This window comes from Tistrella arctica, from assembly GCF_039630945.1.
Classification (GTDB): Bacteria; Pseudomonadota; Alphaproteobacteria; order Tistrellales; family Tistrellaceae; genus Tistrella; species Tistrella bauzanensis.
In genome coordinates, this window is sequence record NZ_JBBKTV010000003.1 from 305,834 (window position 1) to 329,442 (window position 23,609).

Genomic DNA, 23,609 nt, shown 5'->3' on the forward strand with positions numbered 1-23,609 from the left:
ATTGCACAGGTTCCACATGACGGCCCCCGCACGCCGTCGGACCACAGTCAGGAGGGTCCGGTGCTCACCGGCAAGCGTATCCTGCTCATCGTCACCGGCGGCATCGCCGCCTATAAGGCGCTGGAACTGATCCGCCTGCTGCGCAAGGCGGGCGCGGGGGTGCGGGTGGTGATGACCGCCGCCGCCGGCGAGTTCGTGACGCCCATGTCGCTGGGCGTGCTGTCGGGCGAAGAGGTCCACACCGACCTGTTCTCGCTGAAGGACGAAACCGAGATCGGCCATATCCAGCTATCGCGCTCGGCCGATCTGGTGGTGGTGGCGCCGGCCACCGCCGATATCCTGGCCAAGATGGCCGGCGGCATCGCCGACGACCTGGCGACGACCCTGCTGCTGGCCACCGACAAGCGGGTGCTGGTGGCGCCGGCGATGAATGTCCGGATGTGGTTCCATCCCGCGACCCAACGCAATCTGCGCCAGCTGGCCGATGACGGCATCCTGATGGTCGGCCCGGACGAAGGCGACATGGCCTGCGGCGAGTTCGGTCCCGGCCGGATGAGCGAGCCGCCGGCGATCGTCGAGGCGATCATCCGGGCACTGGCACCGGAACCCGGCCAGCGGCTGATCACCGGCGGTCAGCGCCGGCTGGATGGCGACCCCGACATCCTCGATGCAGCACGGATCGACCAGCCGGGGCCGCTGTCGGGCCGCCACGCCATCGTCACCAGCGGCCCGACCCATGAGCCGATCGACCCGGTGCGCTATATCGCCAACCGGTCATCCGGCAAACAAGGCCATGCCATCGCCGCCAGTCTGGCGGCACTGGGCGCGCGGGTGACGCTGGTGTCGGGCCCCACCCGTCTGGCCGATCCGGCCGGTGTCACCACGGTGCATGTCGAGGCGGCGCGCGAGATGCTGGCGGCGGTGGAAGCGGCCCTGCCGGCCGATATCGCGGTCTGCGCGGCCGCGGTCGCCGACTGGCGCCCGGCGCTGGAAGCCGGGCAGAAGCTGAAGAAGCAGCAAGGCGGCGCCCTGCCGCCAGATATCCGGCTGATCGAGAACCCCGATATCCTGCGCCGGCTGTCGGAACCCGGCCCCACGCGCCCCGCCCTGGTGGTGGGTTTCGCGGCCGAGACCGAGTGCGTGCTCGACCATGCCGACGCCAAACGGCGGCGCAAGGGCTGCGACTGGATCCTGGCCAACGACGTCGCCACCGGCACCGGCACCTTCGGCGGCGACGACAATGCCGTGCATCTGCTGGACGATCGGGGCGTCGAGAGCTGGCCGGCCATGTCGAAACAGGCGGTCGCCGACCGGCTGGCTGCCCGCATCGTCGATCATTTCGCCGCCCCCGACCCGTCGGGACGCGGCCCCGGTTCAAGGCCCGACCAATGACCCAGCCCCTGTCCATCGCCGTCACCCGGCTGGATCACGGCCGCGATCTGCCCCTGCCGCGGCTGGAAACCCAGGCCGCGGCAGGGCTGGATCTTGCCGCCGCCGTGCCCGAGGCCGCGCCGCTGATCCTGGCGCCGGGCGCCCGCGCCCTGGTGCCGACGGGGCTGGCGATCGCCCTGCCCGACGGGTTCGAGGCGCAGATCCGGCCACGGTCGGGGCTGGCCTTCAAACATGGCGTCACCGTGCTCAACAGCCCCGGCACCATCGATGCGGATTACCGCGGCGAGGTGAAGGTGCTGCTGATCAATCACGGCGACGCGGCCTTCACCATCACCCGCGGCATGCGGATCGCCCAGATGGTGGTGGCGCCGGTGACGGCGCCGCTGCTGGCCGAGGTGGACGCCCTGCCCGCGACCGTGCGGGGGGCGGGTGGTTTCGGCTCCACCGGGGCCTGACCACCCGCACGCCGCCGCCGATCGGATGGCCGGATCTTCCACCGGCCGGCCGGCGTGGTTCACGAACAGGATCGAACGGACAACAAGCCCATGCTCAGGCTGTCGAAAAAACTGCTGTTCGCGTTGGAAGCCGTGGTCGACATCGCCCATAACGGCGGCGCCGAACCCGTGCAGAGCAAAGAGATCACCCGCCGCCAGGGCATCCCACAGCGTTATCTGGAACAGGTGATGCAGCAGTTGGTTCACGCCGAGATCCTGGAAGGCGTGCGCGGGCCGCGCGGCGGGTACCGCCTGGCGCGGGAGCGGCGCAAGATCACCATCGGCGACATCGCCCGCGTGGTGCGCGCCATGGAGAAGGCCGACGACCCGATGGCCGATCCCGCCGGTTCCGATCTTGGCCACATGGTGGTCCGGCCGGTCTGGCAGGAGGTCCAGGACGAATTGATGGCGCGGCTGGACGGCATCACCGTCGCCGATCTGTGTCAGCGCGCCGTGGAACAGGGCATCCGCAGCGAAGCGATGACCCGGATGGATTTCTCGATCTGAGCTGGCGCGCCGCACCCGCGCGCCATGCCGCGCCCGGGCCTTGAGACCGCGCCCCCCTGACAGGAGAGCCGATCATGACCGATACACCCGCCACCTGGCACCCCACGCCCACCCAGGGCCGCGGCCGGATCTATGACAATATCATCGACACCATCGGCGACACGCCGCTGGTGCGCCTGTCGCGCCTCGGCGCCGAGAAGCAGGTGAAGGGCGAGGTTCTGGCCAAGCTGGAATTCTTCAACCCCCTGGCCTCGGTGAAGGACCGCATCGCCGGCGCGATGATCGCCGCCGCCGAGGCGGAAGGCGCCATCGGCCCCGATACCGTGCTGGTCGAGCCGACATCGGGCAATACCGGCATCGCGCTGGCCTTCGTCTGCGCCGCCAAGGGCTATCGCCTGATCCTGGCCATGCCCGAGAGCATGTCGGTTGAACGGCGTAAGATGCTGAAGCTGCTGGGCGCCGAGCTGGACCTGACCCCGGCCAAGGCCGGCATGAAGGGCGCCATCGCCCGCGCGCAGGAGATTGTCGACAGCAATCCGAACGCGGTCATGCTGCAGCAGTTCCGCAACAAGGCCAACCCGGCCGTGCACCGGGTGACCACGGCCGAAGAGATCTGGGCGGATACCGCGGGCAAGGTCGATGTGGTGGTGGCCGGCGTCGGCACCGGCGGCACCATCACCGGCATCGGCCAGGTGCTGAAGCAGAAGAACCCGGCGATCCGCATGGTCGCGGTCGAACCGGAAGACAGCGCCGTGCTCTCGGGCGGCCTGCCCGGCCCGCACAAGATCCAGGGCATCGGCGCCGGCTTCGTGCCCGAGATCCTGGACCGGTCGGTGATCGACGAGGTACTGACCATCGCCAACGAAACCGCCTTCGACTATGCCCGCCTGTTGGCGCGCAGCGAAGGCATCCCGTCGGGCATCTCGTCGGGGGCCGCGGTCGCGGCCGCGGTGGAGATCGCCCAGCGGCCCGACATGGCCGGCAAGATCATCGTCGCGATCGTGCCGTCCTTCGCCGAACGCTATCTTTCGACCGACCTGTTCAACGGTCTGGACTGATCCGACGGACCCGGCGGGCGGGCGGCGGGCCATCCCGCCGCCCGCGACACCTCCACCAAGGCCGATATCACCGCCATGAGCGATGACGACGAGCTTACCGACGCGGAAATCGAGCGTTACAGCCGCCAGTTGGTCCTGCCGGAATTCTCGGAAGCGGCCCAACTGGCGCTGAAACGCGCCCGCGTGCTGCTGATCGGCGCCGGCGGGCTTGGCGCGCCGCTGGGCCTGTATCTGGCGGCGGCCGGGGTCGGCACCATCGGCATCGTCGATGGCGACCGGGTCGACCTCAGCAATCTTCAGCGCCAGATCATCCACCGCACCGATGATATCGGCGCGCCGAAGGTCGACAGCGCCGCCCGCGCCATCCGCGCGCTCAACCCGCTCACCCGGGTGGAGACCCATGACATGCCGATCAGCGCCGCCAATGCCGAAGCCCTGATCGGCAGCTATGATCTGGTGGCGGACGGTTCGGACAATTTCGACACCCGGTTTCTGGTGAACGACGCCTGTCATCTGCTGGGCCGGACGCTGGTGTCGGCGGCGATCCTGCGCTTCGACGGCCAGGTCTATACCTTCGCCTCGCATCGCCATCGCTTGGGCCCGACCGGCGGCCCCCGCCTGCCCTGCTATCGCTGCCTCTATCCGGCGCCGCCGCCGCCGGGGCTGATCCCCAGTTGTTCCAGCGGCGGCATCATCGGCGCGCTCGCCGGCATGGTGGGCTCGCTTCAGGCGCTGGAGGTGGTGAAGGAACTGACCGGCATCGGCGAGGGGCTGGCCGGGCGGATGCTGATCATCGATGCGCTGTCGAACCGCTTCCGCAGCGTGCGCCTGCCCGCCGATCCCGACTGCCCGCTCTGCGGCAGCCATCCGCGCATCACCCGGATCGGCCAGGAGGCGGGCTGATGCCGGATGGAGAGGTGACGCCAGCCGGCGGACCGGTCACCGGACTGATCCTGCAATCGGGTGCCGTCGACCGGGTGCATTACGGCTTGGCGATGGCTGCCGCGGCGCTGGCCCTGTCGACGCCGGTGGTGCTGTTCTTCACCAATGCCGCCCTGCTCAGCCTGCGCTCAGCCGGCACCGACGGCCGCCCCGGCTGGACCGATGCGCCGCTGGGCGCCGACCTGCTGGCGGCCGGCATCGCCACCGATGCGGCCGGGTATGACGCCGGCCTCACCAGCCGCGGCGCCGCCGGCATCGAGGATCTGATCGAGGCGGTGTCGGAACTGGGCGGCCGGTTCATGATCTGCGAGATGGGCCTGCGCGCCATCGGCCTGGACCGCACGGCGCTGCGCACCGATATCGGGTTCGAAGAGGGCGGTCTGGTCACCCTCTATCGCATCCTTGGCCCCGGCGGTCGGCTGGTGGTCATCTGATCCGGCCGGCGCACCGGTTATGCAAGGGCCGTCAGCGGCGCCCGTCCTGCACGCGGCGGCTTTCCTCGAAATCGCGCAGCGCCATGGGCTCGAACGGGCCGGCGCCGTTCTCGGCCTCGTTCGCCTCCCGGCGGCCGGCGGCCCGGCCGGACTTGAAGGTCTGCTCGTTGACGAAATCGATCAGCGCCGCGATCAGCCGGTCGCCCTGAGCCTTGTCGACGATGCCGGTGTCGCGCAGAGCCGCGCGCAGATATTCGTCGAAGCGGCGCTTCACCTCGGGCGTGCGCTGTGCCCAGTATTCGACCGAGCCGGTAAGATAGCCCAGCATGAACACCTGTTCGGCATGGACATTGCCGAAATCGGGATTGGCCAGCGCACGCGCCAGGGCCACCACCCGGCTGACCCGCAGCAGGACGTCATCGTTCTGGATGGTCGGCGGCCCCTCGGCCAGCTTCAACTGCCGGCTGGCCATCTCCGCCTGCGGGCGGGCCAGGGCATCACGGGCGGAGGTCAGCACCTCACGCCGGCGTTCGCGGGCATGGGGGGTTTTGGGCCGGGTCCAGAATTCCACCCGCTCGATCAGTTTGGCGAGGCTTTCCGACTTGATGATATAGTCGTCACCGCCGGCTTCCAGGCAGGCACGCACAGTTTCGCGCGTGTCGAGCGAGGACAGGAAAATGATCGGCACCGTGCTGCCCAGAATTTTGCGGATCCGGCCACAGGCCTCGATACCGTCCATGCCCGGCATCATGATGTCGAGTATGAGCAGCTTGGGCGTGTTCGATATGCACAGCTGTATGGCCTGTTCGCCGTTATTGGCGGTGAACACCGAGAATCCGTGCGCCTCCAGCACATCGCGATAGAGCTTTCGCAGACTGTCCTGGTCCTCGGCGAGGACGATGAGGCCGCGGCTGGTGACGGTCATGATCTGCCTGTACTGTCGCCGCCGCCTGCTTCCCGTGACAAGGAGACAGAACGCCGGCCGGGATCGAGGGCCGTTCGGATCAGGCGCCGGTACGCCGTCCGGTTCAGGACCGCCCGGATCGGGGCCCTCCGGATGGGGGCAATCCGGACCGGTGCCATCCGGATCGGGGACCGTTCGGCGGCGGCCTTGCCTGTGTGACAGGGTGCTGCAACCATCAAGTGTATTCTTGAGGGAGGCACCATCCACACACATCCGTGGCGGACCTTCATATATGATGTGAGCGTACACCGTGCGATGTTCGCGCACCAAGGAAATCCGCCGCTTCAGCCCTGTGCTGCGCGATTGACAGCACCGGTTCCACACCGGATACTCGCCCCTTTCCGTCGTGTCCGCCACAGTCCGTGTGCGGATATCCAGACGGATCCCCACACGAGGAGCGAGGGACGATGATCCCGGCCGTGATGCCGACCTATGCGCGGACAGATCTGACGTTCGACAAGGGCGAGGGCGCATATCTCTACACGGCGGACGGGCGACGATTCCTCGATTTCGCCAGCGGCATCGCCGTGAATGCTCTCGGGCATTCGCATCCGCATCTGGTGTCGGCGCTGACCGGCCAGGCGGCGAAGCTGTGGCACGTGTCGAACCTGTATCAGAGCCCCGGCCAGCAGCAGGCCGCCGAAAGGCTGGTCGCCGCCACCTTCGCCGATACCGTGTTCTTTTCCAATTCCGGCGCCGAGGCGATCGAATGCGGCATCAAGATGGTGCGGCGCTATTTCGACCTGTCCAACCAGCCTGGCCGTTACCGGATCATCACCGTTCAGGGCGCCTTCCACGGCCGCACGCTGGCGACGCTGGCGGCGGCGGGCAACCCGAAATATCTCGACGGCTATGATCCGGTGTTCGACGGCTTCGACCATGTGCCCTTCGGCGATCTGGACGCGGCCGCGGCCGCGGTCACGGCCGAGACCGCGGCGATCCTGATCGAGCCGGTTCAGGGCGAGGGCGGCATCCGGCCGGCGGCGCTCGACTATCTGCGCGGCCTGCGCAAGCTTGCCGACGACCATGGCCTGCTGCTGTTCCTCGACGAGGTCCAGTGCGGCTTCGGCCGGACGGGAAAGCTGTTCGCCCATGAATGGGCCGGCATCGCCCCCGATATCATGGCGGTGGCCAAGGGCATCGGCTCGGGCTTCCCGATGGGTGCGTGCCTTGCGACCGAAAAAGTCGCCAATGTCATGGGCCCCGGCAGCCATGGCTCCACCTTCGGCGGCGGACCGCTGGCGATGGCGGTGTGCAACGCCGTGCTGGACGTGATGCTGGAAGACGGCTTCCTCGATCAGGTGCGGCGCGCCTCCGACCGACTGTGGGGGGAGCTGTCGCAACTGGTGCCCAACTATCCGGGCGTGCTGACCGAGGTGCGCGGCGCCGGGCTGATGCTGGGCCTGAAATGCGCCGCCGCCAATGGCCGCATGGTCGATGCCTTCCGTGCCAACGGGCTGCTGACCGTGCCCGCCGGCGACAATGTCGTGCGTCTGCTGCCGCCGCTGATCATCGGTGATGCCGAGATCGACGAGGCGCTGGACGCCATCCGGCGCGCCTGTGACCAGGTTGCCGCCGAGATCGGAACAGAGGAGGCCGCGGGATGACGGCCGCTGAAACGACCACCCTGATCCGGCTGCGGCCGGCCGGGGCGCCACCGCGCCATTTCCTGGACCTGGACGCCATGGCGACCAGCGATCTGCGCGCGATGCTGGATTTCGCCCATGCGCTGAAGGCGCGGCGCAGGGCGGGCATACGCCCGCCGCTGCTGGCCGGGCGGACCCTGGCGATGATCTTCGAAAAGCCCTCGACCCGCACCCGGGTGTCGTTCGAGGTGGGGATGAACGAGCTGGGCGGCTCGGCCCTGATCATCAGCCCGCAGGACAGCCAGCTTGGCCGCGGCGAGACCATTGCCGACACCGCCCGCGTGCTGTCGCAATATGTCGACGCGATCATGATCCGCTGCCATGCGCATGAGACGCTGGAAGATCTGGCGGCCCATGCCACCGTGCCGGTGATCAACGGCCTGACCCGCCATTCGCATCCCTGCCAGCTGATGGCCGACCTGATGACCCTGGAGGAACGCTGGGGCGCCGGCGGACTGGCCGGGCGCCGGATCGCCTGGGTGGGTGACGGCAACAACATGTGCACCACCTTCATGCAGGCGGCGGTGCATTTCGGCTTCGAACTGACCGTGGCCTGCCCCGCCGCCTATCAGCCGGCGCCGTCGATCGCGGAAGCGGCCCGCGCCCGCGGCGCCCGTATCCGGGTCGGCACCGACATCGCCGATGCGGTGACCGGCGCCGATTGCGTGGTCACCGACACCTGGGTGTCGATGGACAGCAAGGATGCCGAGGCCCGCCAGCGGGATTTCCCCGCCTATCAGGTGAATGATGCGGTGATGGCGATGGCCGCGCCGGGTGCTGTGTTCATGCATTGCCTGCCGGCCCATCGCGGCGAGGAAGTCACCGATGCGGTGATGGACGGCCCGGCATCGGTCGTGTTCGAAGAGGCCGGAAACCGCCTGCACGCCCAGAAGGCGGTGCTGGCCTGGTGCCTGGACGTCATGGAGCCTGTCAATGACTGATCCCCGAACCCGCCCCGGCCCCGATGCGGGGCCGGCCGCGGGCGGCGAGGACGGCGAGACCGGCGAGCGGTCGACTTCGGTCGACCGCTCGTCTGCGTTCCGGCCGGATGTCGACATGTCGCAGCCCTTCCGGCTGGATGTCGACATGTCGCAGCCCTTCCGGCTGCCGTGGGCAGAGGCCCGGGGCCGTCTGGCGCGGATCGGGCCGGCGCTGGACGAGATCGTCACCCGCCATGCCTATCCGGCGGCGGTATCGATGGTGCTGGCCGAACTGGTGACGCTGGCCGCCATGGTCGCCCATTCGCTGAAGACCGAGGGCGTGTTCACGGTGCAGGTGCGCGGCGACGGGCCGGTGGCGCTGATGGTGGCCGATGCGACCGCGTCGGGCGCCTTGCGCGGCTATGCCCAGTTCGATGTCGATGCGGTGGCGGCACTGGATCAACCGGTGGCGGGGGTGCGCCACAGCGGCGCACCGTCGATGCCCCGGCTGTTCGGCCGCGCCTATCTGGCCCTGACGCTGGACCCCGGCCAGGGCATGGAACGCTATCAGGGCATCGTCGAACTGGATGGCGAGCGGCTGGCCGATGCGGTCCATGGCTATTTCCGGCTGTCGGAGCAGATCGAGAGCGCGGTGCGCTTCGCGGTCGCCCCGCCCGCCGATGGCACCACCACCGGCTGGCGCGCCGGCGGACTGCTGTTGCAACGCATGCCCGGCGAGGGCGGCATCGGTGCCGCCGGCGTCGAGGATGAGGAAGATGGCTGGCGGCGCGCGGTGCTGCTGGCCTCCAGCATCCGCGACGCCGAACTGACCGATCCGGCGCTGCCTCTGGATCAGGTGCTGCTGCGCTTATTCCACGAGGACGGCGTGGTGGTCTATGATCCACTGGCGCTGGCCTTCGCCTGCCGCTGTTCAACCGGCCGCGTGGAAGGGCTGATCCGCAGCCTGCCCGCCGATGATCTGGCCGATCTGACGGTGGAGGGCAAGGTCGACGTGGTCTGCGAGTTCTGCGGGACGTCTTACGTCTATGACGAGGGCGATATCGCGCGGCTGCGCGCCGGCGAGCATGATCACGACCACCCCTGACCCGCGCTGAGCACCCGGCCCGGCGACGCCGCCGGCCCGCCCAATGATGGCCCGCCCAATGATGGACATGCCGATGACAAGCCCCGTGTCCCCCCTGTCGCGCCGCCGCCTGCTGGGCCTGACCGCCGCCATTGCCGCCGGCGGGCTGGTGACGGCCTGTGCGTCCGAGCCGCTGCCCGAGGGGCCGAAGCCGATCCGCTTCGACGACAAGCCGAAATTCCGGATGAATGTCGCCCGCGTCCAGTTGCTGGACAATTACCAGCCACCGCGCGCGGCCCCCAATGTCGAGCATCTGTTCCCGACCTCACCCGCGCGCGCGGCCGGCGACTGGGCCCGCGACCGGTTGGAGGCCGCCGGCGTGTCGGGCACCGCGCGTTTCGTGATCCGGAACGCCAGCGTGGTCGAGGAACCGTTGCCGCAGACCGGCGGCATCCGCGGCACCTTCACCGACGAGCCGACCGACAAATACAACTGCACGCTGATCGTGGCACTGGAGATCCTGTCGGAGACCGGCGAGCGCCTGGCCTATGTCGAGGTCGAGGCGCGGTTGGCCCGGTCGATCGATGCCGCCGGATCGCCGCTGGCGCGGGAACTCGCCTTCAACCGTATGACTCGCGACCTGATGACGGCTCTCGACCAGAGGTTGGATGAAAACCTGCGCACGACCCTGAAGGACTATGTCCTCTGACGGTATGGCTGCAGGACGTCATGACTTTATCGTTGCCGAACACAAAACCTCTGGTGGTTTGACACCGGCGATCATATCCCATAGGTTCATTCCACCGTCGGCTGACCGGTCGTCACCGGCGGCCGAGGGTGTGGAGGACCGGGGCATGAGCCGGATGACGGGTATCGATGAGGGAACGCGCGTCAGGCGCGACAATGGCACAGCCGTGGCGGCGCCGATGGCCGCGGCCGGGCGCGCCGCACATGAGGGCGGGGCGGCCGCGGACACCCCGCCGCCCGCCACGCGCCGCACCGCCGATGCCGGCAATGTCCAGAGCGTGGCCCGCGCCGCCGCCATTTTGCGGGTGCTGGCCGGCCATGTCGGCGAAGGTGCGCGGCTGTCGGAAATCGCGATCTCGACCGGGCTGCACAAGGCCACCGCCCACCGGCTGCTGGCCGCGCTGAAGGAACAGGGGCTGGTCGACAAATCGGCCGATACCCACCGCTATCATCTGGGGCTGGAACTGTTCCTGCTGGGCTCGTCGGCATCCAACCGTTTCAGCATCCGCGACATTGCCCGGGCCTCGCTGCAACGGCTGGCCGAACAGACCGGCGACACGGTCTATCTGTTCGTGCGCAGCGGCATGGATGCGCTGTGCGTCGACCGGGTGGAGGGCCACTTCCCGATCCGCACGCTCAGCCTGGATATCGGCGGCCGCCGGCCGCTGGGGGTGTCGTCGGGCTCGCTCGCGCTGCTGGCGGCGCTGGGCGACGACGAGGTGGAACAGGTGCTGTCAGCCAACAGCGAGCGCTATGCCCGCTTCGGCTGCCGGCCTGAGGATGTGGCCCGGATGGTCAGCGCCACCCGCCGCGACGGCCACGCGATCAGCGACGGCATGGTGGTGCCGGGAATGTGCGCGGTGGCGGTGGCGGTGCGCGACCGGTCGGGCCTGCCGGTGGCGGCGATCACGGTGGGTGCGATCAGCCAGCGCATGGACGCCGCCCGCCGCGTGCAGATCGTCGCCCAGATGGCGGCCGAGGCCCGGCGGATCGAACAGGCCCTGCAACCCCTGGCAACCCCCCAGCGCAAACGCCGCGCCGCCCGCGCCACCTGAGCCGCCCGCTGCCTGCCCCCTCCGGCTACCGGCCTCACGGGAACCTGTCGGCGCCAGTGCTGCCGGGGCTTGACAGATGGCGGCCAGTGAGTCACAAGCCTGTCTTCGCGTGAAACCGGATGGCGTCGGCCGTTCGGGCCCGGCCATATGGCCTTGCGCGGATCGTCACGCCGGATGATTGTCGAGCGGGAGCCCTGGTGCCCCGGCATGGCGATCGGCCGGCGCTACGCCCGGTCGGGCGGTGGCGCCTTGAGGGAGCGATCCTTCACGGCTGACACCGGCCGCCGATGGGAGCATCGACAGGGTCACGATCCCCGTGGCCCCGGCTCCGAGCGAGACGGTGAGACAAAGAGATGTTCGAGAATCTGTCCGGCCGGCTTGGCGAGGTCTTCGATCGCCTGAAGCGCCGTGGTGCGCTGACCGAAGCCGATGTGACCGCCGCCTTGCGTGAAGTGCGCATCGCGCTGCTGGAAGCGGACGTCGCCCTTCCCGTCGTCAAAGATTTCATCAATGGTGTCCGCGAGCGTGCGGTCGGCCAGGAAGTTCTGCGTGGCATCAACCCCGCGCAGATGGTCATCAAGATCGTCCACGACCATCTGACCGAGATGCTGGGCGGCGACGCGGTCGAGATCGACCTGAACGCCGCTCCGCCGGTCGCGATCATGATGGTCGGGCTTCAGGGCTCGGGCAAGACCACCACCTCGGCCAAGCTCGCCCGCCGGCTGCGCCTGCGCGACAAGAAGCGCGTGCTGCTGGCCTCGCTCGACGTCTATCGCCCGGCGGCGCAGCAGCAGCTCGACGTGCTGTCGAAGCAGGCGGAGGTCGGCTGCCTGCCGATCGTGTTCGGCGAGAAGCCGGTGGCGATCGCCCAGCGGGCAATGAAGGTTGCGGCGCGCGAAGGCTATGACGTCGTCATCCTCGACACCGCCGGCCGCCTGCATATCGACGACGTGCTGATGGACGAGGTCGCCGCCGTCAAGGCCGCGACCCGCCCGCACGAAACCATTCTGGTCGCCGACGCCATGACCGGCCAGGACGCGGTGACCATCGCCCGCACCTTCCAGGACCGCGTCGGGCTGACCGGCATCGCCCTGACCCGGGTCGACGGCGATGCCCGCGGCGGTGCCGCACTTGCCATGCGCTCGGTCACCGGCCGGCCGATCAAGCTGCTGGGCGAAGGCGAGAAACTCGATCAGCTTGAGACCTTCCACCCCGAACGGATCGCCTCGCGCATCCTGGGCATGGGTGACGTGGTGTCGCTGGTCGAAAAAGCGGCCGAGACCATCGACCGCGACGAGGCCGAGAAGCTGGCCGCCAAGATCCAGAAGGGCACCGGCTTCGACCTCGACGATATGGCCAAACAGTTGCGCCAGCTACGCAAGATGGGCGGCATGAAGGGCATGCTCGGCATGCTGCCCGGCATCGGCAAGATGAAGGCGCAGTTGAACGACGCCAAGCTGGACGAAAAGCTTCTGGTGCGGCAGGAGGCGATCATCATGTCGATGACGCCCACCGAACGCCGGACCCCTGAGATCATCAAGGCATCGCGCAAGAAGCGCATCGCCGCCGGCTCGGGGACCAGCGTGCAGGACGTGAACCGCCTGCTGAAGCAGCACCAGGACATGAGCAAGATGATGAAACAGGTCGGCAAGCTCGGCAAGAAGGGCATGATGCGCGGCGGCCTGAGCAACCTTCTGCCGCGGATGTGATGTGCGGCGGCGCCCCGCGCGCCGCATCGCCCGCCGGCGATACCGACCCTGACCCCGATTTCCGAAACACCCAAGCAAGCCAGGACCAGAACCCCATGTCCGTGAAGATCCGCCTGACCCGCCTCGGCGCCAAGAAGAGCCCGGTCTATCGCATCGTGGTCGCCAATTCGCGCAACGCCCGCGACGGCGCCTATATCGAGAAGATCGGCATCTACAACCCGCTGGCCGCGAAGGAAGATCCGTCGCGCGTGGTGCTGAATGTCGAGCGCGCCCAGTACTGGGTTGCCTGCGGCGCCCAGCCGACCGATCGCGTCGCCCGCTTCCTGGCCGCCGCCGGCATCGTGACCAAGACCGAGCGCAACAATCCTAAGAAGGGCGCGCCCAAGGCGAAAGCTCAGGAGCGCCTGAAGGAAGCCGCCGCCGCCCGTGCCGCCGCCGAGGCCGCTGCCGCCGAATCGGCCGGCGCCGAGGCCTGATCCGTCTGACCGGCAGGGTTTCCGATGTCTCGCCCTCCCCGCAGCGGCCCACCATCGCGCACGGCTCAACCCGCCGCAGGTTCTGCCTCCGGTGATAGCGTGCCGGTCGATCCGGCCGAGCTGATCTGCGTCGCGGAATTCGCCGCCCCGCAAGGGGTGCGCGGGCAACTGCGGCTCAGACCGTTCACCGAGGATCCTGAGGCGGTGGCGGAATACGGGCCGCTCTATGACCGGACCGGCCGGCGCCAGTTCCGCATCCGCATCATCAGCCCCCACAAGGTGGGGCTGGTGGTGAAGGTGGACGGCGTCGACGACCGCGATGCGGCGGCCGCCCTGACCGGGCTGCAACTCCACGTCCCCCGCGCGGCGCTGCCGCCGATCGAGGATGACGAGGAGGCGTGGTATCACGCCGACCTGATCGGCCTGGACGTCACCGATACCGGTGGCGTCGCGGTCGGCCAGGTGCGGGCGGTGCATGATTTCGGCGCGGGCGACGTGCTGGAGATTGCCCGCCCCGGCGGCGCGGAACCGCTGATGCTGCCCTTCACCCGCGACTATGTGCCCGTGATCGATCTGGATCTGAAGCGGATGATGATCGATCCGCCCGAGGGTCTGGAATGACCGGAACCGCGCTGAGCGATACCGGCGCGCCCTGGACCGCGACCGTGCTGACGCTGTATCCGGAGATGTTTCCGGGGCCGCTCGGCACGTCGCTTGCCGGACGCGCGCTGGAGCGGGATCTGTGGCGGCTGGACGTGACGGCGCTGCGCGCGTACGGTCTGGGCCGGCATCGCGCGGTCGACGATACGCCGTCGGGCGGCGGTCCCGGCATGGTGATGCGGGCCGATGTGCTGGCGCCCGCGATCGATGCCGCGATCGAAAAATGTCCCGGTCAGGCCTTGATTTACTTGACTCCGCGCGGCCAACCGCTTACCCAATCGCGGATCAGACGTCTGGCCGCCGGGCCTGGCGTCGTTGTCCTGTGCGGCCGGTTCGAAGGCGTCGATCAGCGCCTTCTGGATGCCCGGCCGTTCGAGGAGGTCAGCCTCGGTGATTTCATCCTCTCCGGTGGGGAGCTTGCGGCGTTGGTCCTGATCGACGCCTGCGTGCGCCTGTTGCCGGGTGTCATGGGCGCGCATGCGTCGCAGGCAGAGGAAAGTTTCGAGGACGATCTGCTGGAATATCCGCACTATACCCGCCCGGACATCTGGGAGGGGCGCGCGGTGCCGGAGGTTCTGACCTCGGGCCACCACGAGCGGATCCGGTCCTGGCGACAGGAACGGGCGGAGGCAACGACCCGGGAACGACGGCCCGATCTGTGGGCGCGGCGTGAGGCGCGCCGCCGCAGGGACGGCGGCGAGACCTGACGCCGTGCGGCCTGGATGCACCGGTCATTCAACCGGCGCCACCGGGTTCCGGACGGAACAGAACCATGAAGACCTGGACGATCACTGAAAACTGGCATCAGGGCGGGTTGCCCTGGTGCCCATAACAATGCCGGAGGCAGGCGGCCGTCGCCGCCTCGCTGACGTCGAAAAAGGTAGGGTGCGATGAACATCATCCAGCAGCTCGAACAGGAGCAGATCGCGCAGCTGACCGCCGCCCGCCCCGTGCCGGATTTCGAGCCCGGCGACACGGTGCGCGTGAATCTGCGCGTGGTTGAAGGCAACCGCGAGCGCGTGCAGGCCTATGAGGGCGTGTGCATCGCCCGCAAGGGCGGTTCGCTGAACCAGTCGTTCACCGTCCGCAAGATCTCGTATGGCGAGGGCGTGGAGCGCGTGTTCCCGCTGTTCAGCCCGCTGATCGAGAGCATCGACGTGGTGCGCCGCGGCCGGGTGCGTCGCGCGAAGCTGTATTACCTGCGCGGCCGGACCGGCAAGTCGGCCCGTATCGCCGAGCGCCGCGACACCCGTCCGGCCAAGGTTGCGGCGAACTGATCTGGCCCGCGACCGCGCGATCACGACCGATCGCGGACGGAGCTCTGACACCGGAACCGCCGGCCACCTTGCACGAGGTGGCCGGCGGTTTTCGTATGGGCCGTGTGCGGGTGCAGGGGCGGCGTGATCGCGGCAGCCGGCGCCATTTGGCTGTTGCCGGAATGCCCAATTGGTATACCAAAATGGCGCCCCATCAGTTAAGTCTATGATTTAGAACGTTTCTTTCCGCTTCCCAAGTGGACGGCAACATATTATTCTTGCCCTCGACGCAGCCGATGTGAAGCAAAGTGTCGCGGTTCATCGCGACCGGCGTGGTCCCCGCGCTGCCCTGGCTGCCACCCGAGTGTGAACGAGGAACCGATGTCCGCCCCACGCACCCTGTATGACAAGATCTGGGACAGCCACATGGTCGAGAGCCGCGAGGACGGCTCGGCCCTGATCTATGTCGACCGCATGCTGATCCACGAGGTCACCAGCCCCCAGGCCTTCGAAGGCCTGCGCGCCGCCGGCCGCACGCCGCGCCGGCTCGACACGCTGCTGGCGGTGGCCGACCATAACGTGCCGACGATCAAGCGCGCCCAGGGCATCACCGACACGGTCTCGCGCACCCAGGTCGAGACGCTGGAGAGCAACTGCGCCGCCTTCGACGTGCCCTATTTCCCGATCATGGACGACCGTCAGGGCATCGTGCATGTGATCGGCCCCGAGCAGGGCTTCACCCTGCCCGGCACGGTCATCGTCTGCGGTGACAGCCACACCTCCACCCACGGCGCCTTCGGTGCCCTGGCCTTCGGCATCGGCACCTCCGAGGTCGAGCATGTGATGGCGACCCAGACCCTGGTGCAGTCGCCGTCGAAGACCATGCGGATCAATGTCGAGGGCACGCTGGCGCCGGGCGTCGGCCCCAAGGACATCGTGCTGGCGATCATCGGCCGCATCGGCACCGGCGGCGCCACCGGCCGGGTGGTGGAGTATGCGGGCTCGGCGATCCGCGGCCTGTCGATGGAAGGCCGGATGACGGTCTGCAACATGTCGATCGAGGCCGGCGCCCGCGCCGGGCTGATCGCCGTCGACGAGAAGACCATCGACTATCTGCGCGACCGGCCGATGTCGCCCAAGGGCGATCTGTTCGAACAGGCCGCCGCCTATTGGCGCGGTCTGGTGTCGGATGAGGGTGCTGTCTTCGACAGCGAGATCACCCTCGATGCCGCCGATATCGCGCCGCAGGTGACCTGGGGCACCAGCCCGCAGGACGTGGCGCCGATCACCGGTCAGGTGCCGAACCCGGCCGATATCGCCGACCCGATGCGCCGGGCCGCGATGGAACGGGCGCTGAAATATATGGGCCTGGAGCCAGGCACCGCCCTTGCCACCGTGCCGGTGCAGAAGGTGTTCATCGGCTCGTGCACCAATGGCCGGATCGAGGATCTGCGCGAGGCGGCGGCCGTTGCCCGCGGCCGCAAGGTCGCGGCCGGCGTGCAGGCGCTGGTGGTGCCGGGGTCGGGTCTGGTGAAGAAGCAGGCCGAGGCGGAAGGCCTCGACAAGGTGTTCGTCGCGGCCGGCTTTGAGTGGCGTGACGCCGGCTGCTCGATGTGTCTGGCGATGAACGCCGACCGTCTGGGCGAGGGCGAGCGCTGCGCCTCGACCTCGAACCGTAATTTCGAAGGGCGCCAGGGCCGTGGCGGCCGCACCCATCTGATGAGCCCGGGCATGGCGGCGGCGGCAGCCGTGGCCGGCACGCTCGCCGATGTCCGCAGCCTCTGATCCCGCACCGGGTCCGCCCTCTGGCTCAAGCCCTTCAGAAAGCCCGATCCCATGGACAAGTTCACCACCCTGACCGGCATCGCCGCGTCGTTCCCGCGGGTCAATATCGATACCGATCTGATCATCCCCAAGCAGTACCTGACCACCATCAAGCGCACCGGGCTGGGCGTCGGCCTGTTCTCGGATGTCCGCTATGACCGCGACGGCAACGAGACCGGCGATTTCGTGCTGAACCAGGCTCCCTGGCGCGACGCGAAGATCCTGCTGGCCGGCGACAATTTCGGCTGCGGCTCCAGCCGCGAGCATGCCCCCTGGGCGCTGCTCGATTTCGGCATCCGCTGCATCATCGCCCCCAGCTTCGCCGACATCTTCTATAACAACTGCTTCAAGAACGGCATCCTGCCGGTGAAACTGGACGAGGCCCAGGTCAACAGCCTGATGCCGGTGGCGGAAAACCCCGAGACGGCGGTGATGACGATCGATCTGGAGGCGCAGGAGATCCGCGCCGCCGGCCGCGATCCGATCCGCTTCGAGATCGACAGCTTCCGCCGCCACTGCCTGCTGGAAGGGCTGGACGATATCGGCCTGACCCTGAAGTCTGAAGGCCGTATCGGCGATTTCGAGGCCCGCCAGAAGGCCAGCCAGCCCTGGCTGTATGCCTCGTGACCCGCTGAACTGATCAACCAGCCGACCGACCGGCCGCTGGCCCCCGCCGCGGCCGGTTCCCTACCCCTGTAAGATCTGCTCTCCCCCTCTCAGAAAGACGGACGCGACATGGCCGCCAACAAGAAGCTGCTGATCCTGCCGGGCGACGGCATCGGCCCCGAAGTCATGGGCGAGGTGCGCCGCATCATCGGCTGGTTCGAGCGCGAGCGCGGGCTCGGCTTCGACATCGAGGAAGATCTGGTCGGCGGCTGCGCCATCGATGCCTATGGCGTGCCGCTCGCCGACAAGACCCTTGATCTTGCCATGGGCGCCGACGCGGTGCTGCTGGGCGCCGTCGGCGGCCCGAAATGGGAGCCGCTGCCCTTCGAGATCCGCCCCGAGCGCGGCCTGCTGAAGCTGCGCAAGGAAATGCAGCTCTATGCCAATCTGCGCCCGGCGATCGTGTTCGACGAGCTGGCCGATGCCTCGACCCTGAAGCATGAGGTGGTGGCCGGGCTCGACATCCTGATCATCCGCGAGCTGACCGGCGATCTGTATTTCGGCACCCCGCGCGGTGTGGAAACCCTGCCCGACGGCACCCGCCGTGGCGTCAACACCATGGTCTACACCTCGCCGGAAGTCCGCCGGGTGGCCAGGATCGCCTTCGATCTGGCCCGCAAGCGCGGCAGCAAGGTGTGCTCGGTCGACAAGGCCAATGTGGTTGAGACCACCGAGATGTGGCGCGAAGAGGTCATCAAGCTCCATGGCGAGGGCTATGAGGACATCCAGCTCAGCCATATGTATGTCGACAATGCCGCCATGCAGCTTGTCCGCAATCCCAAGCAGTTCGACGTGATCGTCACCGGCAACATCTTCGGCGACATTCTGTCGGATGAGGCCGCGATGCTGACCGGCTCGCTGGGCATGCTGCCTTCGGCCTCGCTGGGCGATCCGGATGAAAGCGGCCGCCGCCGCGCGCTGTATGAGCCGGTCCACGGCTCGGCCCCCGACATCACCGGCCAGGGCGTCGCCAATCCGCTGGCGACGGTGCTGTCCTTCGCGATGATGCTGCGCTATTCCTTCGACATGGACGCCGAGGCGGAGATGGTCGAGCAGGCGGTGCGCAACGTGCTGAAGAGCGGCCTGCGCACCGGCGACATCATGCAGCCGGGCATGGCCCAGGTGTCGACCACGGTGATGGGTGAGGCGATTATCCGCGAACTGGGCAAGCTCGGCTGACCCTCGCCGGATATCCAGACCGCAACGCACCATTCGTCGGCCGCTGATCGGGGCGCCCCTTCCCAAACCGGGGCGGGCCGCCCACATCAGACCCCGACCGACGCATCAGGCGCCCGCAGATCATGGCTTCGGCCGTGGCCTGCGGGCGCCGCCTATTTCGACGTCAAGTTCGACTTCAAGGATAACGTGATGACCGACGTGATCGCGGTGATCGGTGCCACCGGCGCCACCGGACGTGAAGTGCTCCAGGTTCTGGCGGCGCGGGGGCTGGGCACCGACCGGGTGCGGGCACTGGAAACCGAGGTGCAGCGGGGCGAGACGCTGACCTTCGGAGACGACGCCGAGATTTCCGTGACCAGGCTCGCCGATGCCGATTTCTCGACCATCACCATCGCGATCTTTGCCGGCCTGCCCGCCATCGCCAAGGTTCACGGGCCCCGGGTCTCGGCCGCCGGCGCGGTGGTCGTCGATCTGACCGGCGCCTATCGCGCCATCGACGGCGTGCCCCAGGCGCTGGTGCCGGTGAACCCGCGCGCGCTGCGTGCCTGGAGCCGGCATCGCGCCGTCGCCTGCCCGCCGGCGGCGGCGGTGATGATCGCCATGGTCCTGAAGCCACTGGACGATCTGGTGCCGGTGGCCTCGGTCACCGCCACGGTGCTGCAATCGGTGTCGGGTGTCGGACGCGCGGCGATGGACGAGCTGTTCACCCAGACCAAGGACGTCTTCATCGGCAATCGCCGCGATCCGGAACAGTTCACCAAGCAGATCGCCTTCAACGTGCTGGGCGCCGATGCCGAGGACGCCAGCGGCCGCACGCGCGAGGAGCACGAGATCGCCGGCGCCATCGGCGCCGTGGTCGGCCCGGCGATCGCCGCGCGCGTCGTGACCGCGCGGGTGCCGGTGTTCATCGGCGACACCATCGGCCTGTCGGTCACCTTCCGCGACAGCGTCGACGCCGCCGCCGCCTGGAACGCGCTGCATTCGGCGCCGGGTCTGGCGGTGACGGCGCCCGCCCCCGGCGCCGAGGCCGATGCCGACAGCCCCACCACCCCGATCGAGATCGTGGGCGAGTCTCCGGTCTATGTCGTGCGGCTGATGAGCGACCAGGCCGACCCGACCACCCTGGACCTGTGGCTGGTGGCCGACAACCTGCATCGCGGCCAGGCGTTGACCGCGGTGGAGATCGCCGAGGCGCTGCTGCGCGATCATCTGACCCCGCGCCTGAGCCACGGCCAGCCGGGTACGCCCCGGCCGGATGCATCCACCCCCGACGCCTGAACGGAACCGCAGATGGGGCCATCCTCGAACGACGCCACAATCCTCCCCCCTCCGGCCCCACCCTTGCGCGACGAAGCGGTCTATCCGGCCACCGGCCTGCGCCCGGCCGGGTTCGCCGCCCTCGACAACGTGCTGGATGCGGCCGACTGCGACGCGCTGATCCGGCTGTTCGAGGCGGAAGGCGGCCATAGCGCGGCACTGATCCGGGGGGTGCAGTCGGCCGGTATCCGCCGCTCGCGGGTGCTGTGGCTGGATGGCGACACCGGCGGCGAGCCGGCGCTGGTGGCACGCATCGACCGGCGGATGGCCGAGGTGGTGGCGGTGTTCAACCGCACCCGCTTCGGCTTCGTGCTCTACGGTTTCGACGAGGCCCTGCAGATCGCCCGCTATGACGGCGACGATGCCGGCGGCTATATCCGCCATGTCGATCGCGGCGAGGGCCCCCGCGCCCGGCGCCGCAAGCTGGGCGTGTCGATCCAACTATCGGCGCCCGAAGACTATGTCGGCGGCGATCTGGTGCTGGAACCGCAGGCGGTGCCGATCACCGGCCCCCGCCGTCGCGGCACCGCCATCGCCTTCCCGTCCTATGTCGTCCACGAGGTGACCCCGGTCACCCGGGGCCAGCGCTACAGCCTGGTCGCCTGGGTCCACGGCCCCGGCTTCGTCTGACGCCGGCGGCGACATGCCGCTTGAGCATCCCCACCTCTGTCTGGCAGAATAGGCGGCCCATGGTGACTTGAAATCATGGGTGACCGGCTGAGGGGGCCGCACGCGTCATGGACAACCGCGCCGGCGAGATGGAGATGTTCATCACGGCGGTCGATCAGGGCGGGTTCTCGGCCGCCGGCCGGCTGCTGGGCGTGTCGCCATCGGCGGTGAGCAAACTGGTGACGCGGCTGGAGGACCGGCTGGGCACGCGGCTGTTCGTGCGGTCCACCCGCGCCTTGCAACTGACCGCCGAGGGCGAGGTCTATCTGGCCCATGCCCGTCGCATCCTGGCCGATATCGCCGAGGCGGAACGCGCGGTGGCGGGCGGTGCCCGGCTGGCACCGCGCGGGCGGCTGTATGTCAGTGCGTCGGTCGCCTTCGGCGTCAGCCAGATCGTGCCGCTGGTGCCGCGGTTCATGGCGCGCTATCCGCAGGTGGAACTGGATCTGTCGCTGTCGGACGGCATCATCGATCTGGTCGATGCCCGCACCGATGTGGCGATCCGCTCAGGCCCGCTCGGCGACAGCAGCCTGAAGGCGCGCCGCATCCTCGACAGCCCGCGGATGATCGTGGCCGCCCCCGATTATCTGGCCCGCCACGGCACGCCGCAGACCCCGGCCGATCTGGACCGGCATAACTGCCTGCGGTTCAATTTCCGCCGCAGCACCGATGACTGGCCGTTCCGCGACCCGGCCACGGGTACGCTTTGGTCGCGGCCGGTCGGCGGCAATCTGCTGGTCAACAATGGCGCCACCATGCGCCGGCTGTGCCTGGACGGGGTGGGGCTGGCGCGGCTGGGCCGGTTTCATGTTCAGCCCGATATCGATGCCGGCCGGCTGGTGGTCGTGCTCGACGACCACAATCCCGGCGATATCGAGCCGATCCACGCGCTTTATGTGGGCCACGAGCATCTGGCGGCGCGGGTGCGGGCCTTCATCGATTTTCTGGTCGAAGCCCTGCCCGTCCTCCGCCCGTGATATCGCGGCGCCGGGCATGGCGATGGGCCAGCCATCCCAGCACCGACAGCACCAGCGGATAGATCAGCGATCCACCCTGGGCCAGCGCCAGCGCCACCACCAGCAGCACCGACAGCCCGGCCAGCAGGCGGCCCGCCCACAGGCCGATACCGCCGCCATCGGCCAGCCTCAACAGGGCGGCGGCGGCAACCCCGTACAGGATCAGGAAATTCTGGCCGGCAATCGCCAGCAGGGTTTCAACCCCGGTCAGCCCGGCGGCATCGGCGGCGATCACCGCCAGCAGCACCGTCACCAGCACCAGCGCCGCCCGCATCGGCTGGCCCTGGCGCAACCCCGCCAACCCGTGAGGCAGGGTGCGGTCGCGTGCCAGCGCGAAGATCATCCGCGACACACCCCAGATCGCGGCCGCCAGATTGGCCAGGATCATCACAACCACCACGGCGGCGACCGCCCGGCCGCCGATGGCGCCGAAGCGGCCGTCCATGATCGCGGCGAACGGGGTTTCGAACCGGCCGCCAAGGTCGCGGGTCTGGGCGATCCAGGCCATCACCAGATACAGCGCCACCGCCACCGCGAAGGACAGGAACATCGCGCGCGGGAAATCACGGCGCGGATCACTGAACTCCTCCGACAGGTTGGAGGCGATCTCCCAGCCGGTGAAGGCGAAGAAGATCATCATGAACGGCGCCAGCGCCAGCCCCCAGTCGATCGCCCGAAGCCCGCCTTCGGGCAGCAGCGGCAGGGCGGCCGGCGATGGCGGCACCAGCACGGCGCCGGTCACGGCGATGGCGCCCAGAAGCACCAGCAGCACCAGGGCCATGGCCTGATTGACCCGGGCCGCGCGTTCCGCCGACAGCAGGTTCAACAGCAGCCCGGCCACCACCAGCCCCGCCGCCCACAGATGCGGCGCGCCGCCAACGGCGCCAGCGGCATAATAGCCGCCGGTCAGGGCGATCGACGGCAGGCCGATCGCCACCGCCCCCAGCAGGATGAACGACACCGCCGGCGCCATCGCCGGGCCGAAGGCGCGGGCGGCGAAATGGCCGATGCCGCCGGCATCGGGGAACCGCCGCCCCAGGATGACGAACACCGCCAGCAGCGGCAGCGCCGCCAGCGCGCACAGGCCCCAGGCGATCAGGGCATGATCGCCCGCCCGGCGCACCGCCAGCCCGGGCAGGATCAGCAGCCCCGCGCCCAGCACGATGTTCAACATCACGGCGGCGCCCTTCACCGTGCCCAGGCTGCGGCGCAGGTCGGACGGCGCGGTTTCGGTCCTGGCAGTCATGGGGCCTCCCCTGGTCTGGTCATGCGGCGGCGGCCGGGTCCAGCGCCACGATGACCGGGGCGATCAGATATGTCACCCCGGCCGCCAGCGCCTCCGAGCCATGACGGGTGCCGGCCGGCAGGTGGATCACGTCTCCCGGACCGCAGAGCCGCTCGCCGCCGGTCCAATAGAACCGCAACCCGCCATCCAGAACGACAAGGGTCTCATCCGTCGGATGGGCGTGCCAGTCATGGCATTTGCCGGGCTGGTCATGCTGCACCTCCACACTGCCCTGCGCCGGCATCAGCCGGCGGATCAGGGCTGGCAGCGCCGGGGGTGTGATCTGGCTGGCATGAATGCGGACCATGG

At 68.9% G+C, this 23,609-nt stretch carries 24 protein-coding genes and 1 pseudogene; 22 read left to right on the forward strand and 3 right to left on the reverse strand.

All coding sequences use genetic code 11. The annotated features are described in order from the left end of the window. Positions 1-60: 60 nt before the first annotated feature. From WG924_RS08285 to WG924_RS08310, 6 genes are all read left to right on the forward strand, one after another. Entirely contained in the window at positions 61-1,392 is a 1,332-nt protein-coding gene (locus WG924_RS08285) for a bifunctional phosphopantothenoylcysteine decarboxylase/phosphopantothenate synthase (protein WP_345932545.1), read from the forward strand. After that, positions 1,389-1,847 (forward strand): dUTP diphosphatase, encoded by a 459-nt coding sequence (dut, locus tag WG924_RS08290; protein WP_345932546.1) that lies wholly within the window; start codon positions 1,389-1,391, stop codon positions 1,845-1,847. The genes WG924_RS08285 and dut overlap by 4 nt, the downstream gene beginning before the upstream one ends. Positions 1,848-1,937: 90 nt before the next feature. Next, a complete protein-coding gene (locus WG924_RS08295; protein ID WP_188580517.1) occupies positions 1,938-2,393 on the forward strand; it encodes an RrF2 family transcriptional regulator in 456 nt (151 codons plus the stop codon). A 74-nt stretch (positions 2,394-2,467) separates the two neighbouring features. Next, positions 2,468-3,451, forward strand: coding sequence for a cysteine synthase A (cysK, locus tag WG924_RS08300; protein WP_345932547.1), 984 nt, complete (start codon positions 2,468-2,470; stop codon positions 3,449-3,451). A gap of 75 nt (positions 3,452-3,526) precedes the next feature. Beyond that, a complete protein-coding gene (locus tag WG924_RS08305) occupies positions 3,527-4,354 on the forward strand; it encodes a HesA/MoeB/ThiF family protein (RefSeq protein WP_345932548.1) in 828 nt (275 codons plus the stop codon). After that, the gene (locus WG924_RS08310) at positions 4,354-4,827 is read left to right on the forward strand and encodes a hypothetical protein (RefSeq protein WP_345932549.1); all 474 of its coding nucleotides are present in this window, start codon (positions 4,354-4,356) and stop codon (positions 4,825-4,827) included. Before WG924_RS08305 ends, WG924_RS08310 begins: the two co-directional genes overlap by 1 nt. A gap of 31 nt (positions 4,828-4,858) precedes the next feature. Here WG924_RS08310 and WG924_RS08315 read toward each other — a convergent pair whose 3' ends face one another. Beyond that, on the reverse strand, positions 4,859-5,752 hold the full coding sequence (locus WG924_RS08315) for a response regulator (protein WP_345932550.1): 894 nt from the start codon (positions 5,750-5,752) through the stop codon (positions 4,859-4,861). A gap of 446 nt (positions 5,753-6,198) precedes the next feature. Between WG924_RS08315 and WG924_RS08320 the strand changes: the two genes are divergently transcribed. The 16 genes and pseudogenes from WG924_RS08320 (at position 6,199) to WG924_RS08395 (ending at position 21,976) form a co-directional block, all read left to right on the forward strand. Then, on the forward strand, positions 6,199-7,398 hold the full coding sequence (locus tag WG924_RS08320; protein WP_345932551.1) for an aspartate aminotransferase family protein: 1,200 nt from the start codon (positions 6,199-6,201) through the stop codon (positions 7,396-7,398). Then, complete coding sequence (gene argF, locus WG924_RS08325; RefSeq protein ID WP_345932552.1) at positions 7,395-8,378, forward strand: ornithine carbamoyltransferase; 984 nt, start codon at positions 7,395-7,397, stop codon at positions 8,376-8,378. Before WG924_RS08320 ends, argF begins: the two co-directional genes overlap by 4 nt. Beyond that, on the forward strand, positions 8,371-9,462 hold the full coding sequence (gene hslO / locus WG924_RS08330; protein WP_345932553.1) for an Hsp33 family molecular chaperone HslO: 1,092 nt from the start codon (positions 8,371-8,373) through the stop codon (positions 9,460-9,462). The genes argF and hslO overlap by 8 nt, the downstream gene beginning before the upstream one ends. A gap of 73 nt (positions 9,463-9,535) precedes the next feature. Further along, a complete protein-coding gene (locus WG924_RS08335; RefSeq protein WP_345932554.1) occupies positions 9,536-10,150 on the forward strand; it encodes a hypothetical protein in 615 nt (204 codons plus the stop codon). Between the two features lie 145 nt (positions 10,151-10,295). Then, positions 10,296-11,243, forward strand: coding sequence for an IclR family transcriptional regulator (locus tag WG924_RS08340; RefSeq protein WP_345932555.1), 948 nt, complete (start codon positions 10,296-10,298; stop codon positions 11,241-11,243). A gap of 353 nt (positions 11,244-11,596) precedes the next feature. Further along, positions 11,597-12,952 (forward strand): signal recognition particle protein, encoded by a 1,356-nt coding sequence (gene ffh / locus WG924_RS08345; protein ID WP_345932556.1) that lies wholly within the window; start codon positions 11,597-11,599, stop codon positions 12,950-12,952. Between the two features lie 95 nt (positions 12,953-13,047). Next, a complete protein-coding gene (gene rpsP, locus WG924_RS08350) occupies positions 13,048-13,428 on the forward strand; it encodes a 30S ribosomal protein S16 (protein ID WP_345932557.1) in 381 nt (126 codons plus the stop codon). Positions 13,429-13,527: 99 nt separating this feature from the next. Further along, positions 13,528-14,049 carry a ribosome maturation factor RimM gene (gene rimM, locus WG924_RS08355; RefSeq protein WP_345932558.1) on the forward strand — a complete coding sequence of 174 codons (522 nt, stop codon included), beginning with the start codon at positions 13,528-13,530 and terminating at the stop codon, positions 14,047-14,049. Beyond that, complete coding sequence (gene trmD / locus WG924_RS08360) at positions 14,046-14,795, forward strand: tRNA (guanosine(37)-N1)-methyltransferase TrmD (protein ID WP_345932559.1); 750 nt, start codon at positions 14,046-14,048, stop codon at positions 14,793-14,795. Before rimM ends, trmD begins: the two co-directional genes overlap by 4 nt. A 183-nt stretch (positions 14,796-14,978) precedes the next feature. After that, positions 14,979-15,353 (forward strand): annotated as a pseudogene (rplS, locus tag WG924_RS08365) (50S ribosomal protein L19); the annotation flags it as partial. Positions 15,354-15,725: 372 nt separating this feature from the next. Continuing rightward, on the forward strand, positions 15,726-17,129 hold the full coding sequence (gene leuC, locus WG924_RS08370; protein ID WP_345932560.1) for a 3-isopropylmalate dehydratase large subunit: 1,404 nt from the start codon (positions 15,726-15,728) through the stop codon (positions 17,127-17,129). Between the two features lie 51 nt (positions 17,130-17,180). Further along, on the forward strand, positions 17,181-17,795 hold the full coding sequence (leuD, locus tag WG924_RS08375) for a 3-isopropylmalate dehydratase small subunit (protein WP_345932561.1): 615 nt from the start codon (positions 17,181-17,183) through the stop codon (positions 17,793-17,795). Between the two features lie 108 nt (positions 17,796-17,903). Continuing rightward, positions 17,904-19,013 (forward strand): 3-isopropylmalate dehydrogenase, encoded by a 1,110-nt coding sequence (leuB, locus tag WG924_RS08380; protein WP_345932562.1) that lies wholly within the window; start codon positions 17,904-17,906, stop codon positions 19,011-19,013. A gap of 189 nt (positions 19,014-19,202) precedes the next feature. After that, positions 19,203-20,291 carry an aspartate-semialdehyde dehydrogenase gene (locus WG924_RS08385; protein WP_345932563.1) on the forward strand — a complete coding sequence of 363 codons (1,089 nt, stop codon included), beginning with the start codon at positions 19,203-19,205 and terminating at the stop codon, positions 20,289-20,291. Positions 20,292-20,354: 63 nt separating this feature from the next. Further along, entirely contained in the window at positions 20,355-20,960 is a 606-nt protein-coding gene (locus WG924_RS08390; protein WP_345932564.1) for a 2OG-Fe(II) oxygenase family protein, read from the forward strand. Positions 20,961-21,067: 107 nt separating this feature from the next. Further along, positions 21,068-21,976 (forward strand): LysR family transcriptional regulator, encoded by a 909-nt coding sequence (locus WG924_RS08395; RefSeq protein WP_345932565.1) that lies wholly within the window; start codon positions 21,068-21,070, stop codon positions 21,974-21,976. Here WG924_RS08395 and WG924_RS08400 read toward each other — a convergent pair. Both WG924_RS08400 and WG924_RS08405 read right to left on the reverse strand, forming a co-directional pair. Beyond that, positions 21,933-23,261, reverse strand: coding sequence for an APC family permease (locus WG924_RS08400; RefSeq protein ID WP_345932566.1), 1,329 nt, complete (start codon positions 23,259-23,261; stop codon positions 21,933-21,935). The two genes, WG924_RS08395 and WG924_RS08400, sit on opposite strands and share 44 nt — an antisense overlap. Positions 23,262-23,280: 19 nt before the next feature. After that, positions 23,281-23,607 carry a cupin domain-containing protein gene (locus tag WG924_RS08405; RefSeq protein ID WP_345932567.1) on the reverse strand — a complete coding sequence of 109 codons (327 nt, stop codon included), beginning with the start codon at positions 23,605-23,607 and terminating at the stop codon, positions 23,281-23,283. Positions 23,608-23,609: the final 2 nt, after the last annotated feature.

Coding starts and splice junctions, on each gene's coding strand:
- dut (WP_345932546.1), top strand. CDS start 1,389: ATGACCCAGCCCCTGTCCATCGCCGTCACCCGGCTGGATCACGGCCGC.
- WG924_RS08295 (WP_188580517.1), top strand. CDS start 1,938: ATGCTCAGGCTGTCGAAAAAACTGCTGTTCGCGTTGGAAGCCGTGGTC.
- cysK (WP_345932547.1), top strand. CDS start 2,468: ATGACCGATACACCCGCCACCTGGCACCCCACGCCCACCCAGGGCCGC.
- WG924_RS08305 (WP_345932548.1), top strand. CDS start 3,527: ATGAGCGATGACGACGAGCTTACCGACGCGGAAATCGAGCGTTACAGC.
- WG924_RS08310 (WP_345932549.1), top strand. CDS start 4,354: ATGCCGGATGGAGAGGTGACGCCAGCCGGCGGACCGGTCACCGGACTG.
- WG924_RS08315 (WP_345932550.1), bottom strand. CDS start 5,752: ATGACCGTCACCAGCCGCGGCCTCATCGTCCTCGCCGAGGACCAGGAC.
- WG924_RS08320 (WP_345932551.1), top strand. CDS start 6,199: ATGATCCCGGCCGTGATGCCGACCTATGCGCGGACAGATCTGACGTTC.
- argF (WP_345932552.1), top strand. CDS start 7,395: ATGACGGCCGCTGAAACGACCACCCTGATCCGGCTGCGGCCGGCCGGG.
- hslO (WP_345932553.1), top strand. CDS start 8,371: ATGACTGATCCCCGAACCCGCCCCGGCCCCGATGCGGGGCCGGCCGCG.
- WG924_RS08335 (WP_345932554.1), top strand. CDS start 9,536: ATGACAAGCCCCGTGTCCCCCCTGTCGCGCCGCCGCCTGCTGGGCCTG.
- WG924_RS08340 (WP_345932555.1), top strand. CDS start 10,296: ATGAGCCGGATGACGGGTATCGATGAGGGAACGCGCGTCAGGCGCGAC.
- ffh (WP_345932556.1), top strand. CDS start 11,597: ATGTTCGAGAATCTGTCCGGCCGGCTTGGCGAGGTCTTCGATCGCCTG.
- rpsP (WP_345932557.1), top strand. CDS start 13,048: ATGTCCGTGAAGATCCGCCTGACCCGCCTCGGCGCCAAGAAGAGCCCG.
- trmD (WP_345932559.1), top strand. CDS start 14,046: ATGACCGGAACCGCGCTGAGCGATACCGGCGCGCCCTGGACCGCGACC.
- leuC (WP_345932560.1), top strand. CDS start 15,726: ATGTCCGCCCCACGCACCCTGTATGACAAGATCTGGGACAGCCACATG.
- leuD (WP_345932561.1), top strand. CDS start 17,181: ATGGACAAGTTCACCACCCTGACCGGCATCGCCGCGTCGTTCCCGCGG.
- leuB (WP_345932562.1), top strand. CDS start 17,904: ATGGCCGCCAACAAGAAGCTGCTGATCCTGCCGGGCGACGGCATCGGC.
- WG924_RS08385 (WP_345932563.1), top strand. CDS start 19,203: ATGACCGACGTGATCGCGGTGATCGGTGCCACCGGCGCCACCGGACGT.
- WG924_RS08395 (WP_345932565.1), top strand. CDS start 21,068: ATGGACAACCGCGCCGGCGAGATGGAGATGTTCATCACGGCGGTCGAT.
- WG924_RS08400 (WP_345932566.1), bottom strand. CDS start 23,261: ATGACTGCCAGGACCGAAACCGCGCCGTCCGACCTGCGCCGCAGCCTG.
- WG924_RS08405 (WP_345932567.1), bottom strand. CDS start 23,607: ATGGTCCGCATTCATGCCAGCCAGATCACACCCCCGGCGCTGCCAGCC.